Here is a 17,885-nt window from a genome sequence, read left to right on the forward strand (position 1 = left end):
GGGGGAAGCCCGGGGCACCGCGGTGTGGGGGAGGGTGGGGGTCGCTCCTGCTGGGGTCGGTCCTGGCGGGGTCAGTCCTGCTGGCCCTCGGGGAGGCTGATCACCCAGCGGGTGTCCTGCCGGGGGCGCAGGTAGAACAGCCAGTAGAGGGTGGCGGCGGCGGTGATGCCGCCGGTCCACAGCAGCGGCTCGGCGTCCAGCTGGGTCATCACGTAGACCAGGACGGCGATCAGCACGACCGGGACGGCCGGCCACAGCGGCATCCGCCAGGCGGCGGCGTGCTTGTGGTGGCCGCGGCGGGAGAGCAGCGCGGCGATCGCGACCAGCAGGTACATCCCGGTGACGGCGACGCCGGTGATGTTGCTCAGCAGCTCGCCCTTGACGAAGCAGAGCGCGGCGCCGGGCAGGCCGACGGCCAGGGTGGCGATCCACGGGGAGCCGAAGCGGCCGAGGGTGGCGAAGGCCTTGTTGACCGGCTCCGGCCAGGCCTTGTCGCGGGCGGAGGCGAACAGCACCCGGGAGTTCTGGATGACCATGACGATGCCGGCGTTGATGATGGCCAGCGCGACGCAGAGGCTGATGAAGGTGCCGACCGCGGAGTTGCTCCAGGCGGTGACCATGCCGGAGATGTCGCCGGAGGTCAGGGTCTGCAGGTCGGGGGCGCCCACGGTGATGGCGACGACCGGGATCAGGATGACGGCGGCGGAGATGCCGAGCGTCCACAGCACGGTGCGCGAGACGTTGCGGCGGGGGTTCTCCAGCTCCTCGGACAGGTAGACGGCGGTGGAGAAGCCCTGGGTGATGAAGAGGGCGATGCCGAGCGCGCCGACGATCGCGCCCACGCCCACCGTGGTGGTGGCGCCGCCGTCCCCGGCGACCACGCCGTGCAGCAGGCTGGGGGCGTTGCCGTTGGCGTGCGAGAAGCCGAGCACCGAGACCACGCCGGCCGCGATGACCTCCAGCACCAGGAAGACGCCGGTGATCCAGGCGTTGGCGCGCAGGTCGAGCAGGCCGGCCAGGGTGGCGGCGAGCATCACGGCGGCGCCGGTCATGGCCTTGTCGAGGTGCAGCACGGGGGCGAGGTAGTCGGCGGTGCCGAGGGCGATGACCGAGGGGACGATCATCACCACGATCAGGGAGAGCACGAAGACCAGCCAGCCCATCAGCCGTCCGGCGAGGGTGCCGACCATCGCGTACTCGCCGCCGGCGCTGGGGATCAGGGTGCCGAGCTCGGAGTAGCAGAACGCGACCGCGACGCAGAGCACGGTGCCGATGGCGATGGCCAGGGCGGTGGCGCTGCCGATGCTGGAGAACAGCTCCGGCACGATCACGAAGAGCGTCGACGCCGGGGTGACGCAGGACAGCGTGAGCAGTGTGCCGCCCACGACGCCGATCGAGCGCTTGAGCTGCTGGGGCGCTGCCGCCGCTGCCGCCGTGGCGGCTACGTTCTGTGGCGGGCGAAGCGTGTCGGTCATGTGGCTTCCGATCGGCTCTGTGCGGTCCTGGAGTGGGAGCGGTATCGCCTCCGCTGGCTGGTCGCTCGGTTCTGGTCCAGTCGCTCCCGGGCCGCAATGGAACCTTGGGCGTATTGACTGCGTCAACGTCGGAACTGCTTCGGAATCCGTTGCGACGCACGGCATAAACATGCGATCCGATGATCACGTTCGGTCATTGCGCGCTATGTCCGACTTGTTACCTTGGGCACATCGCACTTGAATCAAAGGTGAACGGAACATTGCGGCCGGAGATTCAAAGGCTGGTGTGGCGCTGTACAGCGGTACGCCCAGGCGGCTCCGAAGGGCCCAACCACTCCCCGGGCGGGTACGGGAACCGCAGCACCCGGCCGGAAAGATCTAGGTAACGTTTCAGAACCTGGGACGCCGAAGGGGCCGGACCCGGGCGGGTCCGACCCCTTCGATCACCGTCCGTGACGGGCGGCGCGGCTACACCACCGGCAGCCAGCCCGTCTGGACCATCTGCCCGTTGGTCGCGCGGCGTGACACGAACACCCCGCGGCCGGGCGGCAGCGCCTGCGGCCGGACCGTCCCCAGCAGCGCGCCCTCGTCCCGGTTGCCGGAGAGGATCACGCCCTGGCCGCCCAGCTCGCGCATCCGCTGCAGCACCGGCTCGTACAGCGAGCGCCCCGCGCCGCCGGCGCTGCGGGCCACGATCACCCGCAGGCCGATGTCCCGGGCGAACGGCAGGAACTCGGCCAGCGGCGCCAGCGGGTTGCCCGAGCTCGTCGCCACCAGCTCGTAGTCGTCGACGACCACGAACATGTCCTTGCCGCTGTACCAGCTGCGGTTGCGCAGCTGCTCGGCGGTCACGTCCGGGCCCGGCAGGCGGCGGGAGCAGGCCCCGCGCAGCATCTCCACCACGGCCGACATGGCCGGCTGCGCGGCCGCGTACTCGACCAGGTACTCCGGGGGCACCGTGCCCAGCAGCGCGCGCCGGTAGTCGCCGACCACGATGCCCGCCTGCTCCGGGGTGTAACGCTCGGTGATCTGCTTGATCAGCATCCGCAGCACCGCGGACTTCCCGGACTCGGTGTCGCCGAAGACGATGAACAGCGGGTCGGTCTCGAAGTTCACGAAGACCGGTGCCAGCTCCGCCTCGTCCACACCGAAGGACACACCGCGCTCCGGGTGCTCGAACCCCTTCGGCAGCGAGGTCCCGTCCAGGACGGCCGGCAGCATCCGCACCTGCGGGGCGCGCGGCCCGGCCCAGGCCCCGTCGATCGCGCCGACCAGCCCGGACACGCCGTCCTGCAGGTCGTCGACGCCGGAGGAGCCGTCCAGGCGCGGCAGCCCGGACAGGAAGTGCAGCCGCTCCGGGGTGACGCCGCGCCCGGCCAGCGGCGGGACGTTCTGCGCCACCCGGCGGTCCACCTCGGACTCCATCGCGTCGCCGAGCTTCAGCTCCGTGCGGTTCTGCAGCAGGTCCTTCAGCGCCGGACGGACCTCGGCGTACCGGGCCGCGGTGATGATCAGGTGGACGCCGTAGCCGAGGCCGCGCTGGGCGATGTCGCCGATCACCGGCTCCAGGCCCTCGAACTCCTGCTTGAAGGTGTTCCAGCCGTCGATCACCAGGAACACGTCGCCGAAGGCCTCGTCCGGCAGCCCGCCGGCCGCCCGGCGGGCCCGGTAGGTGCCGATGGTGTCGATCCCGGCGACCCGGAACAGCTCCTCGCGCCGGTTCATCACCCCGTGCACCTCGGAGACCATCCGGCGCACCTTGTCCACGTCCAGGCGCCCGGCCACCCCGCCGACGTGCGGCAGCCCGGTCACCGACTGGAAGCTGCCCGCACCGAAGTCCAGCAGGTAGAACTGCACCTCGAGCGGGGTGTGGGTGAGCGCGAACGAGGCCACCGTGGTGCGCACCACGGTCGACTTGCCCGAGCGCGGACCGCCCACGATCAGGCCGTGGCCGGCCGCCCCCGCGTAGTCGACCTCCAGGATGTCCGTCTTCTGCTCGCGCGGCTTGTCCACGATGCCGATCGGCGCCCGCAGCCGGCCCACCGGGTAGCCGGGCGCGGTCAGCCCGCGCTCCGCCACCACCTGCAGCGGCGGCAGCAGGTGGTCCATGCTCGGCGCCTCCTCCAGCGGCGGCAGCCACACCTGGTGCGCGGCCGGGCCCTGGCCGACCATCCGCTGGACGAACACGTCCAGCACGGTGTCCACCAGCGCGTCGTCCGTCTCCGGGACCGGCGGCGCCTCCTCCTGCACCGGGTCCGGCAGCTCCACGTAGGCCGCGGTGAACTCCACCGGCCGCGCGTCGACCCGCCGCCCGCCGGTCGACCGCTGCTGCCCCGGCGCCCGGTACGGCCCCGAGACGTAGGCGGCCTTGAACCGGTCCATCACGTCCTCGCCGAACTTGAGGTAGCCGACGCCCGGCACCGGCGGCAGGTGGTAGGCGTCCGGCACGCCGATCGCCGCCCGCGACTCCGCCGCCGAGAAGGTGCGCAGACCGATCCGGTAGGAGAGGTAGGTGTCCAGGCCGCGCAGCTTGCCCTCCTCCAGGCGCTGCGAGGCGAGCAGCAGGTGCACGCCCAGCGAGCGGCCGATCCGGCCGATCTGGATGAACATCTCGATGAAGTCCGGCTTGGCGGTGAGCAGCTCGGAGAACTCGTCGATGATCAGCACCAGCGAGGGCAGCGGGTCCAGCGCCGCGCCGGCCGCCCGGGCCCGCTCGTACTCGTGGATGTTGGCGTAGTTGCCCGCCGAGCGCAGCAGTTCCTGGCGGCGGTGCAGCTCGCCCTCGATCGCGTCGCGCATGCGGTCGACCAGGGTGAGCTCGCCCTCCAGGTTGGTGATCACCGCGGAGGTGTGCGGCATGTCGGCCATGCCGGAGAAGGTCGCGCCGCCCTTGAAGTCGGCGAGGACGAAGTTGAGGATCTCCGAGGAGTGGGTCATCGCCAGCGCCAGCACCAGGGTGCGCAGCAGCTCGGACTTGCCGGAGCCGGTCGCGCCCACGCACAGGCCGTGCGGGCCCATGCCCTCCAGCGCGGCCTCCTTGATGTCCAGGTAGACGTGCTCGCCGTTGGCCCCGACACCGATCGGCACCCGCATCCGCTCGTGCTGGGCGCGCTGGCGCCAGCTGCGGTTGGCGTCGAAGGAGCCCGGGTCGCCCGAGCTCATCATGTCGGTGAAGTCCAGGTTGGACAGCAGCGGCTCGTCGTCCCCGCCGGCCGAGACCCGGTACGGCGCCAGCTGCCGCGCCAGCGCCTCGGACTGCCACACCGAGAGCAGGTCCGGGGTGCCGGTGTACGTCGCGCCGGAGGCCGAACGCAACACCAGTTCCTCGGAGTTGACCGTCACCATCAGGTGCCCGCTGGGCTCGTCCACCTCACCCGGGACGACCTCGATGACGGTCACGCCCTGCACGCCCTCGGGGCTCGCCAGCAGCGAGTCGTGCGGCACCCCGGCGCCGTCCATGACGATCACCAGGTGCGGCTGGTCCGCCGCCGGCGACGCGTCCCGGATGAAGCGCTGGCGCCCGGCCAGCTCGTCCTGCAGCAGGTACTCCAGGTCACCCAGGTCGGTGGCGAACAGCCGGCGCGAGCCCGCGCCGTCGGCCTCCTTGCGGTGCTGGTTGTGCGGGAGCCACTTGGTCCACTCCCACTCCTCGGCCGCGCCGGGCGCCGCCGCGACGGCGACCATCAGGTCGTCCGGCGAGTGCAGGGTGGTCAGCTGGGCGATCATCGCGCGCACGTTGCCGTACACCGAGTCGGGGTCCCCGCAGACCGTGATGTGGTAGAAGGCCCGCAGCGACACCGCCAGCGGCAGGTCCTGCAGCGTGCCGTGCGCCTTCAGGAAGGAGTGCATCGCGGCCGCCGACATCGGCTCCAGCTCGTCCATCGGCGCGGTCTGCGGCGCGACCAGCGGGGTGGACAGCTGCACCGGCCCCAGGCCCACCCGGATCTGCGCGAAGTCGCCGTCCCCGGTGCGCCGCTCCCACAGCCGCCGGCCGTCCTCGACGATCGACCACAGCTGGTCCGGCGCCGGGTTCAGGAAGAGCAGCGCGCCGCGCTGGCGCTCCGCGGTGCGGCGCACCTGGCGGCGGGTCTGCTGCAGGTACTTGAGGTAGTCGCGCCGCTCGTCCGCCATCGCGGTCGAGCCGCCCTTCCGGGCCCGCACGATCTGGGCCAGCGCCATGCCGACCGTCGAGACGATCATCAGACCGCCCATGACCTTCATCGGGGCGGCCGCGCCGGGCGCGAAGAAGAACACCGCCGACCCGCCCATGCCGAGCATCGGCAGGATGCTCATCAGCCAGTCCTCGCCGCCCTGCCGGGGCAGTTCGGGCGGGCTCACCAGCTCCACCGGCTCGTCCGGCACGGTGGGCGGATAGGCCCTTGCCGGTCGCTTGACCGTGATCACACCCATGTGTCATCCACCCCGTGGCGTCGATCGATCACTTCGGCATCAGCCCTCACGCGACTGCGCACGGTCGTACGGGAATCCGGCGGCCGAGGACGCCCCACACGGCGCAGCCCCCGTGACCTTCGCGCAGGCGCCGATCCTAACGGTCGCCCCCGCGCCGCCCGCCAGGCCCCGGTCACGAACCGAACGGGTAGGGTAACGCCGCGCCAACTCGCGGCCCGGTCGGGCCGGTTCCACAGCCACACCGAGCGCCGCCGTGCCTCGGCACCGTCAACAAGGGGGAGCGCCACGTGCGTCGAAGGAACGAGGCGGAAGGCACGGGCGAGCGAAGCGAGCTCGTCGTCGGATGCCGCGCATTGTGCGAAGCGCCTGCCGAGCGAAGCGAGGCGGGAGCGTGAGCAACACCGCTGCCGCGACCGGCTACTGCCGGGTGACGGTCGTCGCCCCGGACCGCCGGATCGACGTCGCCCTGCCCGAGGACGTCCCGCTCGCCGACGTCTACCCCGAGGTGCTGCGGCTGGCCAACCAGAACCAGCCCGACGGCACCCCCACCGGCTTCCACCTGGTCCGCCGCGACGGCACCGTCCTCGACAGCGGCCTGCCGCTGGCCGCCCAGCAGGTCCGCGACGGCGACCTGCTCGCGCTGCGCCCCTTCGCCGAGTCCCTGCCGCCGGCCGTCTACGACGACGTCGCCGACGCCATCGCCAGCGCCGTCGAGGCCGACCGCCGGTTCTGGACCGCCGAGCTGATGCGCGGCTTCGGCCTGATCGGTGCCGGGGTGCTGCTCACCCTGCTCGGCTTCGCGCTCTGGTTCTCCGACCTGCGCCACGACATGCACGGCCTGCCCGGCGTGCTGGCCGGCGTCACCGCGGTCGTGCTCACCGCGCTGGCCGGCGTCCGGGCCCGGGTCTACCAGGACGCCCACGCCGGCCTCGCCCTCGGCCTCGGCGCGCTGCCGCACGCCATGATCGGCGGCAGCGGCGTCATCGCCGTCGCCCACCCGTGGGACGGCCCCGGCCGGCTCCAGTTCCTGGCTGGCTGCGTCGCCGTCCTGGTGGTCGCCGTGCTGCTGACCGGCCTGCTGCCGGAGAAGGACGCGGTGTTCGTCGCCGCCGCCCTGGTCGCCACCGCCGGCGCGCTCGCCACCTTCGCCGCCGTCCTGATGCCGGCGACGCCGGCCGGGCACATCGCCGCCGTCACCGGGGTCGCGGCCGTCGCCGCCGTCGGCTTCCTGCCCAGCCTCTCGGCCCGCTTCGCCCGGCTGCCGGTCGGCTTCAGCGCCCCCGGCCAGACCCGCACCCGCAGCCGCGACTACGACGAGGAGGCCGAGCGCGCCGAGGCCGTCCAGTACGAGCGGATCGCCCACCAGGCCCGCCGCGGCCACGAGGTGCTGGTCGGCCTGGTCGGCGGCTGCGCCGCGGTCGTGGTCGGCGCCTGCGCCGTCCTCGGCTTCACCGACGAGACCTTCCCCGAGCTGCTCGCGCTCGCGCTGGGCCTGGCCACCATGCTGCGCGCCCGGCTGTTCCGCTACACCGCGCAGGTGCTCAGCCTCACCGTGGCTGGCCTGCTCGGCCTGTGCCTGCTGATCGTCGGGCTGTCCCTGCACACCCCGCAGTTCTTCCTGCGGGTGGCTGGCTCCACCACCCAGCTCGACCTGCGCACCGTCTGGCTGGCCGCCTCCATCGCCTTCGGCGCCGCGCTGCTGGTCGCGATCGCCCTGGTGGTGCCCCGGCTCGGCGTCTCCCCGTTCTGGGGGCGCATCCTGGACCTGGTCGACAGCCTCACGCTGATCTCGCTCGTCCCGCTGGCGCTCGCCGTCCTGGACGTGTACCGGCTGGTCCGCGGCGCCACCGGCTGACCCGTCCGGTCCCGCGGCGCAGCCCGTCGGGCCCGTCGTCCACCTGCCGCCCACCCCGCCGCCCACCCGCCGACCGGCGAGGTGGGCGGCACTGGTACGCTGGCCTTCGAGCGCAGCCGTGTGTCCGTCGCCCCTCCGTGGGCCGCAGAGTGCCGGCCGCGCTCGCGACACCGAGTTCTCGATGAGTCCTGTGTTGTCGACCAGGACCGCTCGGTACACCCGAAGGAGTTGCAGTGGCTCTCGCCTCTGACGTCAAGAAGCAGATCTTCGCCGAGTTCGGCCAGAAGGAGGGCGACACCGGTTCCCCCGAGGTCCAGGTGGCCATGCTCTCCCGCCGCATCTCGGACCTGACCGAGCACCTCAAGCAGCACAAGCACGACCACCACTCGCGTCGTGGCCTGCTGATCCTCGTCGGCCAGCGCCGCCGCCTGCTGCAGTACCTGGCCAAGAAGGACATCGAGCGTTTCCGTACGCTCGTCGACCGCCTGGGCATCCGCCGCGGTGCCGCCGGTGGCGCCCGCTAAGACCGCCGCTCGGGGCGGCTCCCCACACCGGGGAGCCGCCCTTCGCGCGTATGCCGCGACCCCCGGGCCGCGGCGCCCGGACATAACAACTCGCGCGCACCTCCCCGGGTGCCCGAGGATTGCACCGTAGGGTTGTGGGCATGCCGGGTGATGGCGCACCAGCGCGCCACCCGGGCAGACAGACCCGAACCCCCCGCGGGACGAAGGCTTCAAACGGAAGCCGCCCGCATCCGAGAGAGCGTCCAGACGCGGACCGCCCGTCCCGGCCCGGCAGCCGTGAGGCGCCGGTCCTCGGTAGTGGCCGCCGGAACCCCCGCAGACCGAGCGGGGCACTCCGGAGGCTTCGATCGAAGACCGGCCCGACTGCCCGTCCTCCCCGGCAGGGAGGGCCCAGGGCCAACCCCAGGCAACGACGCGGGGACGCTCTCCCGGAGACGTACGAAAGAGGAGATCTTCCAGGTGGAAGAGAACGTGTTCTACGCCGAGGCCGTTATCGACAACGGTTCCTTCGGCACCCGTACCATCCGCTTCGAGACCGGCCGTCTGGCCCGTCAGGCCGGCGGCTCCGCCGTGGCCTACCTGGACGACGACACCATGGTGCTGTCGGCCACCAGCGCGTCCAAGCAGCCGAAGGAGCACTTCGACTTCTTCCCGCTGACCGTGGACGTCGAGGAGCGGATGTACGCCGCGGGCCGCATCCCCGGCTCGTTCTTCCGTCGCGAGGGCCGGCCCTCCGAGGACGCGATCCTCACCTGCCGCCTGATCGACCGCCCGCTGCGCCCGTCCTTCGTCAAGGGCCTGCGCAACGAGGTCCAGGTCGTCGTCACCGTGATGGCGCTCAACCCCGACCACCTGTACGACGTGGTCGCGATCAACGCCGCCTCCGCCTCCACCCAGCTGGCGGGCCTGCCGTTCTCCGGCCCGATCGGTGGCGTGCGCGTCGCGCTGATCAACGGCCAGTGGGTGGCCTTCCCGACCCACACCGAGCTGGAGTCGGCCGTCTTCGACATGGTCGTCGCCGGTCGCGCCCTGCCGGACGGCGACGTCGCGATCATGATGGTCGAGGCCGAGGCCACCGACAAGACCATCAAGCTGGTCGAGGGCGGCGCCGACGCGCCGACCGAGGAGGTCGTGGCCTCCGGCCTCGAGGCCGCCAAGCCGTTCATCAAGGTCCTCTGCGCCGCGCAGGCCCAGCTGGCCGCCCAGGCCGCCAAGCCCACCGGTGAGTTCCCGGTCTTCCTGGACTACCAGGACGACGTCCTCGCCGCGCTGACCGCCGCCGTCAAGGACGAGCTCGCCCAGGCCCTCACCATCCCGGGCAAGCAGGAGCGCAACAACGAGCTGGACCGCGTCAAGGCGCTGGCCGCCGAGAAGCTGCTCCCCGAGTTCGAGGGCCGCGAGAAGGAGATCAGCGCCGCCTACAACGCGCTGACCAAGAAGACCGTCCGCGAGCGCGTCATCAAGGACAAGGTCCGCATCGACGGCCGCGGTGTCACCGACATCCGCACCCTGGCCGCCGAGGTCGAGGCCATCCCGCGGGTGCACGGCTCGGCCCTGTTCGAGCGCGGCGAGACCCAGATCCTGGGTGTCACCACGCTGAACATGCTGCGCATGGAGCAGCAGCTGGACACGCTCTCCCCGGAGACGCGTCGCCGCTACATGCACAACTACAACTTCCCGCCGTACTCGGTCGGCGAGACCGGCCGCGTGGGCTCGCCCAAGCGCCGCGAGATCGGCCACGGCGCGCTGGCCGAGCGGGCCATCCTGCCCGTGCTGCCCACGCGCGAGGAGTTCCCGTACGCCATCCGCCAGGTCTCCGAGGCGCTCGGCTCCAACGGCTCCACCTCGATGGGCTCGGTCTGCGCCTCGACCATGTCGCTGCTGAACGCCGGTGTGCCGCTGAAGGCCGCCGTCGCCGGTATCGCCATGGGCCTGATCTCCCAGGAGATCGACGGTGAGACCCACTACGTGACCCTCACCGACATCCTCGGCGCCGAGGACGCGTACGGCGACATGGACTTCAAGGTCGCCGGTACCCGCAACTTCATCACCGCCCTCCAGCTGGACACCAAGCTGACCGGCATCCCGGCGTCGGTGCTCGCCGCCGCGCTGAAGCAGGCCAAGGACGCCCGCCTGCACATCCTCGACGTGATGAACGAGGCCATCGACTCCCCGGACGAGATGTCCCCGAACGCGCCGCGCATCATCACCATCAAGATCCCGGTGGACAAGATCGGTGAGGTCATCGGCCCCAAGGGCAAGATGATCAACCAGATCCAGGAGGACACCGGCGCCGAGATCACGATCGAGGACGACGGCACCATCTACATCGGTGCCGCCGACGGCCCGGCCGCCGAGGCCGCCCGCACCACGATCAACCAGATCGCCAACCCGACCATGCCGGAGGTCGGCGAGCGCTACCTGGGCACCGTGGTCAAGACCACGACGTTCGGCGCGTTCGTGTCGCTGATGCCGGGCAAGGACGGCCTGCTGCACATCTCGCAGATCCGCAAGCTGGCCGGCGGCAAGCGCGTCGAGAACGTCGAGGACGTCCTCGGCGTCGGCGCCAAGGTCCAGGTCGAGATCGCCGAGATCGACCCGCGCGGCAAGCTCTCCCTGATCCCGGTCATCGAGGGCGAAGAGGACGGCGAGGCCGCTTCCGAGTGAAGCGCCGCTAGCTGACCCCCGCGGCCCGTACGCCTCACGGCGTGCGGGCCGCACCCCGTTGTCCACGCTTTCGTCCGCACGTGTGCTCACCCCGCGTGCGAATCCTCTGGAGGTACCCCCCGTGGCGCAGGCCCCGGCGGTAAAGCAGCGTCCCGGCACCACCCGGACCCTGCTCAAGGGCGTCGACGGCGCCGGCACGGTGCGCCGCACCGTCCTCCCCGGCGGCCTGCGGGTCGTCACCGAGACCCTGCCGACGGTGCGCTCCGCGACCTTCGGCATCTGGGTCGGCGTCGGCTCGCGGGACGAGACCCCGCAGCTCAACGGCGCCACCCACTACCTGGAGCACCTGCTCTTCAAGGGCACCGAGCGGCGCAGCGCGCTGGACATCTCGGCGGCCCTGGACGCGGTCGGCGGCGAGATGAACGCCTTCACCGCGAAGGAGAACACCTGCTACTACGCCCGGGTCCTGGACACCGACCTGCCGCTGGCCATCGACGTGGTCTGCGACATGCTCACCGGCTCGCTGATCCGCCCCGAGGACGTCGACGCCGAGCGCGGCGTCATCCTCGAGGAGATGGCGATGGCCGAGGACGACCCGGGCGACGTGGTGCACGACCTGTTCGCCAAGGTGATCTACGGCAGCGGCCCGCTCGGCCGTCCGATCCTCGGCACCCAGGAGACCATCAAGGCGCTCACCCGGGACCAGATCGCCGGCTTCTACCACCGCCGCTACCGGCCCGAGAACCTGGTCGTCTCGGCGGCCGGCAACCTCGACCACCGCAAGGTCGTCAAGCAGGTCGAGCGGGCCTTCGCGGCCGTCCTGGCCCGCTCGGAGGCGGCCCCCGCCGAGGCCCGCCGCGGCGTGAAGGCGCTGCGCACGGCCGGCAAGGTCGAGGTGCTCAACCGGTCCACCGAGCAGGCCCACCTGGTGCTGGGCGTGCCCGGCGTGCCGCGGCACGACGAGCGCCGCTGGGCGATGGGCGTGCTCAACGCGGCCCTGGGCGGCGGGATGAGCTCCCGGCTGTTCCAGGAGGTCCGGGAGAAGCGCGGCCTGGCGTACTCGGTCTACTCGTACTCCTCGTCCTACGCGGACAGCGGCCTGTTCGGCATCTACGCCGGCTGCCAGCCCAAGCGGGTCGAGGAGGTGCTGCGGATCTGCCGCGAGGAGCTGGCCAAGGTGGTCGCCGACGGCATCACCGAGGAGGAGCTGCGCCGCGCGATCGGACAGATCTCCGGCTCCACCGTGCTCGGCATGGAGGACACCGGCTCGCTGATGAACCGGATCGGCAAGGCCGAGCTCAGCTACGGCCACCACCTGTCGGTGGACGACATGCTGGACCGGATCGCGGCGGTGACCCTGGAGGACGTCCACGCGGTGGCCCGTGATGTGCTGGGCGCGTACCGGCCGTCGCTGGCGCTGATCGGCCCGATCAACGACAAGCGGGCCGCCAAGCTCGCCGACCTGCTGGTGTGAGAGGACTTTCGCAATGACGCTGCGTGTCGCCGTGATCGGGGCCGGGGGCCGGATCGGCTCGGAGGCGGTCAAGGCCGTCGAGGCCGCACCGGACATGGAGCTGGTGGCCGCCCTGGGCCGCGGCTCCAGGCTGGAGGAGCTGACGGAGGCCGGGGCGCAGGTCGCCGTCGAGCTGACCCACCCGGACTCGGTGATGGGCAACCTCGACCACTGCCTCCACCACGGCATCCACGTGGTCACCGGCACCACCGGCTGGACGGACGAGCGGCTGGCCACCGTCCGCGGCTGGCTGGAGCAGGCCCCGGAGCTCGGCCTGCTGATCGCCCCGAACTTCTCGATCGGCGCGATCCTCGGCATGAAGTTCTCGCAGGTCGCGGCGAAGTACTTCGAGTCGGTCGAGGTCGTCGAGCTGCACCACGACCGCAAGGCGGACGCCCCCAGTGGCACCGCCACCCGGACCGCGCAGCTGATCGCCGCGGCCCGGGCCGAGGCCGGCCGCCCGGCGCAGCAGGACCCGACCACCCACAGCCTGCCCGGCGCCCGCGGCGCCGACGTGGACGGGGTGCCGGTGCACGCCGTACGGCTGCGCGGGCTGCTCGCCCACCAGCAGGTGATGTTCGGCGACACCGGCGAGACGCTCACCATCCGGCACGACTCGCTGCACCACAGCAGCTTCATGCCGGGCATCCTGCTGGGCGTGCGCAAGGTCGTCGAGACGCCGGGGCTGACCTTCGGCCTCGAACACTTCCTGGACCTGTGAGCCCTGAATGACCTCCCGTACCGGTTTCTTCGTCCTGTCCGGCGTGCTGCTGCTGGTCGCCCTGCTCTGCGTGGGGGAGGGCGTCCAGCTGATCGCGACCGGCAAGCCGCTCGGCATCGGCATCGGCGTGTGCGCCTTCGTCATCCCGGTGATCGGCGTCTGGTTCCTGCGCCAGACCGTCCGCTTCGGCCGGGACAGCGAGCGGCTCGCCCGTGAGCTGGAGGCCGAGGGCGGCCTGCCGGTGGACGAGCTGAAGCGCACCACCGGCGGGCGGATCGACCGGGCCTCGGCCGACGAGGTCTTCGCCCGCCGCCGGGCCGAGGCCGAGGAGGCGCCGGGCGACTGGCGGGTCTTCTTCCGCCTCGCCGTGGCCTACGCCGACGCCGGCGACACCCCGCGCGCCCGCAAGACCATGCAGCACGCCATCAAGCTGCACAGCACCGAACCCGCAAGGAGCAACGCGTGAGCGACGAACCGACGGCCCCCAGTTTCCGCAGCGACGTGACGGTGGAGCTGGTCCGCAGCGCCGCCTCCGACTCGGACGTCATCTGGGCGGCCCGCGTCTCGACCGCGGGGGAGCAGTCCCTGGAGGCGCTCTCGCAGGACCCGGAGAAGTCCAAGGGCCTGATCAACTTCCTGATGCGGGACCGGCACGGCACGCCGTTCGAGCACAACTCGATGACCTTCTTCATCAGCGCGCCGATCTTCGTGTTCCGGGAGTTCCACCGGCACCGCAGCGGCTGGTCGTACAACGAGGAGTCCGGCCGCTACCGCCAGCTGGACCCGGTCTTCTACGTGCCGGCCGAGGACCGCAAGCTGGTCCAGGAGGGCCGTCCGGGCAAGTACGAGTTCACCGAGGGCACGCCCGAGCAGCACGCGACCACCACCGCGGCGATGGAGGCCTCGTACCGCGAGTCCTACGCCCGCTACCAGGAGATGCTGGCGGCCGGCGTGGCCCGCGAGGTGGCCCGCGCGGTGCTGCCGGTCGGCTTGTTCTCGTCGATGTACGCGACCTGCAACTCGCGCTCGCTGATGCACTTCCTCTCGCTGCGGACCAAGCGGGAGAACTCGGCGGTGCCGTCCTTCCCGCAGCGCGAGATCGAGATGGTCGCCGAGCAGATGGAGGAGCAGTGGGCCCGGCTCATGCCGCTCACCCATGCGGCCTTCGAGAAGCACGGCCGGGTCGCCCCCTGACCTGGGACGACGGGCATATGGACCGAGTGTCTGGCATGTCTGGATTGCGGCTTTTCTAGCCGCTCCCTACATTCGTGAACACGGATCCCGGTGCTGCCTGAACCCCCGAGCGGGCAGCACCGGGATCCCATCCCAGCGCCTGTTTCCACCGCTCGGCGCCGCTGCCCCCGTCCGAACCCTGGACCGGTGTGGATACCGCCCCACCGCCTACGAGTAGTTTTGGACACATGGCTCCGACCTCCACCCCCCAGACGCCCTTCGGCCGGGTCCTGACCGCGATGGTCACCCCGTTCACCGCCGACGGCGGAATCGACCTCGACGGCGCCCAGCGCCTCGCCACGCACCTCGTCGACTCCGGCAACGACGGTCTCGTCGTCAACGGCACCACCGGTGAGTCCCCGACCACCAGCGACGAAGAGAAGTCCCAGCTGGTCCGCGCCGTGGTGGAGGCGGTCGGGGATCGCGCCCACGTGGTGGCCGGCGTCGGCACCAACGACACCCACCACAGCATCGGGCTCGCCCGGCAGGCGCAGGCCGCCGGGGCGCACGGCCTGCTGGCCGTCACGCCGTACTACAGCAAGCCCCCGCAGGAGGGCCTGTACCGGCACACCGTCGCCCTCGCCGACGCGACCGAGCTGCCGGTCATGCTGTACGACATCCCGGGCCGCAGCGGGGTCGCGCTGAGCCACGAGACGCTGGTCCGCCTCGGCGAGCACCCGCGGATCGTCGCCAACAAGGACGCCAAGGGCGACCTCGGCGCCGCGGCCTGGGCGATCGCCCGCTCCGACCTGGCCTGGTACTCCGGCGACGACATCCTGAACCTGCCGCTGCTGTCCGTCGGAGCCGTCGGCGTGGTCAGCGTCGTCGGGCACGTCGTGGCCGGCGAGCTGCGCGCGATGATCGACGCCTTCCTGGCCGGCGATGTGGTCAAGGCCACCAGCATCCACCAGCGCCTGCTGCCGGTGTTCAGCGGTATGTTCCGCACGCAGGGCGTCATCCTCACCAAGGCCGCGCTGGACCTCCAGGGCCTGCCGGCCGGACCGCTGCGGCTCCCGCTGGTCGGCGCGACGCCCGAGGAGATCGCCCGATTGAAGCAGGATCTCGCCGCCGGCGGGGTACACCTGTAGCAGACACGGACGTGCGCGCCCCGGCTCGCCGGACCCTCCCGGGTCCGCCGCTGGACCGGACCGAAGGCGCGGAAGCACAGACCCAGTAGGAAAACGACACTGAGTACGCACGCCATATGTCGCCGGGGGAGGACCCCGGGCATATGGCGTGCGTCGTGAGGAGAGTCTTTTGAGCCACCCGCACCCCGAACTCGGCGCGCCCCCGGCCCTGAAGGAGGGCGCCCTCCGCATCACTCCGCTCGGCGGCCTCGGCGAGATCGGCCGCAACATGACGGTCCTCGAATACGGGGACCGCATGCTGATCATCGACTGCGGCGTCCTCTTCCCCGAGGACGAGCAGCCCGGCGTGGACCTGATCCTCCCGGACTTCACCTACATCCGGGACCGCCTCGACAAGGTCGACGGCATCGTCCTCACCCACGGCCACGAGGACCACATCGGCGCCGTCCCGTTCCTCCTGCGGGAGAACCCGGACATCCCGCTGATCGGCTCCAAGCTGACCCTGGCCCTGATCGAGGCCAAGCTCGCCGAGCACCGGATCCGTCCGTACGTGCTGGAGGTCAAGGAGGGCGAGCGCGAGCGCATCGGCCCCTTCGACTGCGAGTTCATCGCGGTCAACCACTCCATCCCGGACGCCCTCGCCGTGGCCGTCCGCACCCCCGCCGGCATGGTCGTGGCCACCGGTGACTTCAAGATGGACCAGCTGCCGCTCGACGGCCGCCTGACCGACCTGCCGACCTTCGCCAAGCTGGCGGAGGAGGGCATGGACCTCCTGCTGGTGGACTCCACCAACGCCGAGGTCCCCGGCTTCATCCCGCACGAGCGGGACATCTCGGCGGCGCTGCGAAACGTTTTCGCGAACGCGGACAAGCGCATCATCGTCGCCTCCTTCGCCAGCCACGTGCACCGCATCCAGCAGGTCCTGGACGCCGCGCACGAGTACAAGCGCAAGGTCGCCTTCGTCGGCCGCTCGATGGTCCGCAACATGGGCATCGCCCGCGACCTCGGCTACCTGAAGGTCCCCGGCAACATGGTCGTGGACGTCAAGCAGCTGGACGACCTCCCGGACAAGGAGGTCGTGCTGATCTGTACCGGCTCGCAGGGCGAGCCGATGGCCGCGCTGTCCCGGATGGCCAACCGCGACCACCAGATCCGCATCGTCGAGGGCGACACCGTCGTCCTGGCGTCCTCCCTGATCCCCGGCAACGAGAACGCCGTCTACCGGGTGATCAACGGCCTGACCCGCTGGGGCGCCAAGGTCGTGCACAAGGGCAACGCCAAGGTGCACGTCTCCGGTCACGCCTCCGCCGGCGAGCTGCTCTACTTCTTCAACATCTGCAAGCCGCGCAACCTGATGCCGGTCCACGGCGAGTGGCGTCACCTGCGCGCGGCCGCGGAGCTGGGCATCGCCACCGGCGTGCCGCGCAACCGGGTGGTCATCGCCGAGGACGGCGTCTGCGTCGACCTGGAGAAGGGCGTCGCCCGGATCGTCGGCAAGGTCCAGGCCGGGTACGTCTACGTGGACGGCTCCTCGGTCGGCGACATCACCGAGGCTTCGCTCAAGGACCGCAGGATCCTCGGCGAGGAGGGCTTCATCTCGGTCTTCGTCGCGGTCGACTCGGCCAACGGCAAGATCGTCGGCGGCCCGACCATCCAGGCCCGCGGCTCCGGCATCGACGACAACGCCTTCGCGCCCGTGGTCGCCAAGCTCCAGGAAGCCCTGGACCGCTCGGCGAGCGACGGCGTGATCGAGCCGCGCCAGGTGCAGCAGCTGGTCCGCCGGACCATCGGCAAGTGGGTCGCGGACAACTACCGCCGCCGGCCGATGATCCTGCCGGTCGTGGTCGAGGTCTGACGCTCGCCGTCGATCGTTCGTCCCCGGCTGAGGCAGGCCTGAGGCTGGTTTGACGTGGGGCGGCCCGGTGCGTAATGTTCTCCGGGTTGCCCCACGGGACGGCCCCTCGGAACGGGCTCGAATCTGAATTCGAGAACTACCGGGGAAAACGGCCCGAGAAACTCTGGTAGAGTTCGGGAGCGCCGAAAGGCAAAAGCCGATTCGATGAATGAAACTCCGGAAAACGGAGCGGAAAACATCTGATAAGCTGGAAACACGAAAGAACGAAGCCCGGAGGGCCTGCTGGAAGGCAGTCCGAAGGAAGCGTCCGTTCCTTGAGAACTCAACAGCGTGCCAAAAGTCAACGCCAGATATGTTGACATCCCCGGCCTCGATCACTTGATCGGGGTTGGAGATTCCTTTTGAAGTAAAACACTAGCGAGGACGCAGTGCGCGGGATCACCCTATTCCGGTGGTTGCCGTGCCGCTCAACGCGGGTGTCGACCGGATTACCGGTAAACATTCACGGAGAGTTTGATCCTGGCTCAGGACGAACGCTGGCGGC

11 protein-coding genes are annotated in these 17,885 nt (G+C 71.1%); 9 read left to right on the forward strand and 2 right to left on the reverse strand.

Annotation, left to right across the window (positions count from 1 at the left end):
* Positions 1 to 71: 71 nt before the first annotated feature.
* The gene (locus IE332_RS35390) at positions 72 to 1,475 is read right to left on the reverse strand and encodes an APC family permease (RefSeq protein ID WP_189924723.1); all 1,404 of its coding nucleotides are present in this window, start codon (positions 1,473 to 1,475) and stop codon (positions 72 to 74) included.
* A 468-nt stretch (positions 1,476 to 1,943) separates the two neighbouring features.
* Positions 1,944 to 5,885 carry a type VII secretion protein EccCa gene (eccCa, locus tag IE332_RS35395; RefSeq protein ID WP_189924726.1) on the reverse strand — a complete coding sequence of 1,314 codons (3,942 nt, stop codon included), beginning with the start codon at positions 5,883 to 5,885 and terminating at the stop codon, positions 1,944 to 1,946.
* Positions 5,886 to 6,228: 343 nt separating this feature from the next.
* Between eccCa and eccD the strand changes: the two genes are divergently transcribed.
* The 9 genes from eccD (at position 6,229) to IE332_RS35440 (ending at position 17,341) form a co-directional block, all read left to right on the forward strand.
* Entirely contained in the window at positions 6,229 to 7,740 is a 1,512-nt protein-coding gene (gene eccD / locus IE332_RS35400; protein WP_189924728.1) for a type VII secretion integral membrane protein EccD, read from the forward strand.
* A gap of 233 nt (positions 7,741 to 7,973) precedes the next feature.
* Positions 7,974 to 8,264: a 30S ribosomal protein S15 gene (gene rpsO, locus IE332_RS35405; protein ID WP_189924737.1), complete on the forward strand. Its 291-nt coding sequence runs from the start codon at positions 7,974 to 7,976 to the stop codon at positions 8,262 to 8,264.
* Between the two features lie 459 nt (positions 8,265 to 8,723).
* Positions 8,724 to 10,931 carry a polyribonucleotide nucleotidyltransferase gene (locus IE332_RS35410; protein ID WP_189924739.1) on the forward strand — a complete coding sequence of 736 codons (2,208 nt, stop codon included), beginning with the start codon at positions 8,724 to 8,726 and terminating at the stop codon, positions 10,929 to 10,931.
* Positions 10,932 to 11,052: 121 nt separating this feature from the next.
* Positions 11,053 to 12,405 carry a M16 family metallopeptidase gene (locus tag IE332_RS35415; RefSeq protein WP_229929167.1) on the forward strand — a complete coding sequence of 451 codons (1,353 nt, stop codon included), beginning with the start codon at positions 11,053 to 11,055 and terminating at the stop codon, positions 12,403 to 12,405.
* A 13-nt stretch (positions 12,406 to 12,418) separates the two neighbouring features.
* Positions 12,419 to 13,165 (forward strand): 4-hydroxy-tetrahydrodipicolinate reductase, encoded by a 747-nt coding sequence (gene dapB / locus IE332_RS35420; RefSeq protein WP_189924741.1) that lies wholly within the window; start codon positions 12,419 to 12,421, stop codon positions 13,163 to 13,165.
* Between the two features lie 7 nt (positions 13,166 to 13,172).
* The gene (locus tag IE332_RS35425) at positions 13,173 to 13,631 is read left to right on the forward strand and encodes a tetratricopeptide repeat protein (RefSeq protein WP_189924743.1); all 459 of its coding nucleotides are present in this window, start codon (positions 13,173 to 13,175) and stop codon (positions 13,629 to 13,631) included.
* Positions 13,628 to 14,359: an FAD-dependent thymidylate synthase gene (gene thyX, locus IE332_RS35430; protein ID WP_189924745.1), complete on the forward strand. Its 732-nt coding sequence runs from the start codon at positions 13,628 to 13,630 to the stop codon at positions 14,357 to 14,359. The genes IE332_RS35425 and thyX overlap by 4 nt, the downstream gene beginning before the upstream one ends.
* Before the next feature lie 227 nt (positions 14,360 to 14,586).
* Positions 14,587 to 15,486 (forward strand): 4-hydroxy-tetrahydrodipicolinate synthase, encoded by a 900-nt coding sequence (gene dapA, locus IE332_RS35435; protein ID WP_189924747.1) that lies wholly within the window; start codon positions 14,587 to 14,589, stop codon positions 15,484 to 15,486.
* A gap of 169 nt (positions 15,487 to 15,655) precedes the next feature.
* Complete coding sequence (locus IE332_RS35440; RefSeq protein WP_189924749.1) at positions 15,656 to 17,341, forward strand: ribonuclease J; 1,686 nt, start codon at positions 15,656 to 15,658, stop codon at positions 17,339 to 17,341.
* Positions 17,342 to 17,885: the final 544 nt, after the last annotated feature.

The sequence above is a fragment of the Kitasatospora xanthocidica genome, assembly GCF_014656195.1.
Classification (GTDB): Bacteria; Actinomycetota; Actinomycetes; order Streptomycetales; family Streptomycetaceae; genus Kitasatospora; species Kitasatospora xanthocidica.

Coding starts and splice junctions, on each gene's coding strand:
- IE332_RS35390 (WP_189924723.1), bottom strand. CDS start 1,475: ATGACCGACACGCTTCGCCCGCCACAGAACGTAGCCGCCACGGCGGCA.
- eccCa (WP_189924726.1), bottom strand. CDS start 5,885: ATGGGTGTGATCACGGTCAAGCGACCGGCAAGGGCCTATCCGCCCACC.
- eccD (WP_189924728.1), top strand. CDS start 6,229: ATGCCGCGCATTGTGCGAAGCGCCTGCCGAGCGAAGCGAGGCGGGAGC.
- dapB (WP_189924741.1), top strand. CDS start 12,419: ATGACGCTGCGTGTCGCCGTGATCGGGGCCGGGGGCCGGATCGGCTCG.
- IE332_RS35425 (WP_189924743.1), top strand. CDS start 13,173: ATGACCTCCCGTACCGGTTTCTTCGTCCTGTCCGGCGTGCTGCTGCTG.
- dapA (WP_189924747.1), top strand. CDS start 14,587: ATGGCTCCGACCTCCACCCCCCAGACGCCCTTCGGCCGGGTCCTGACC.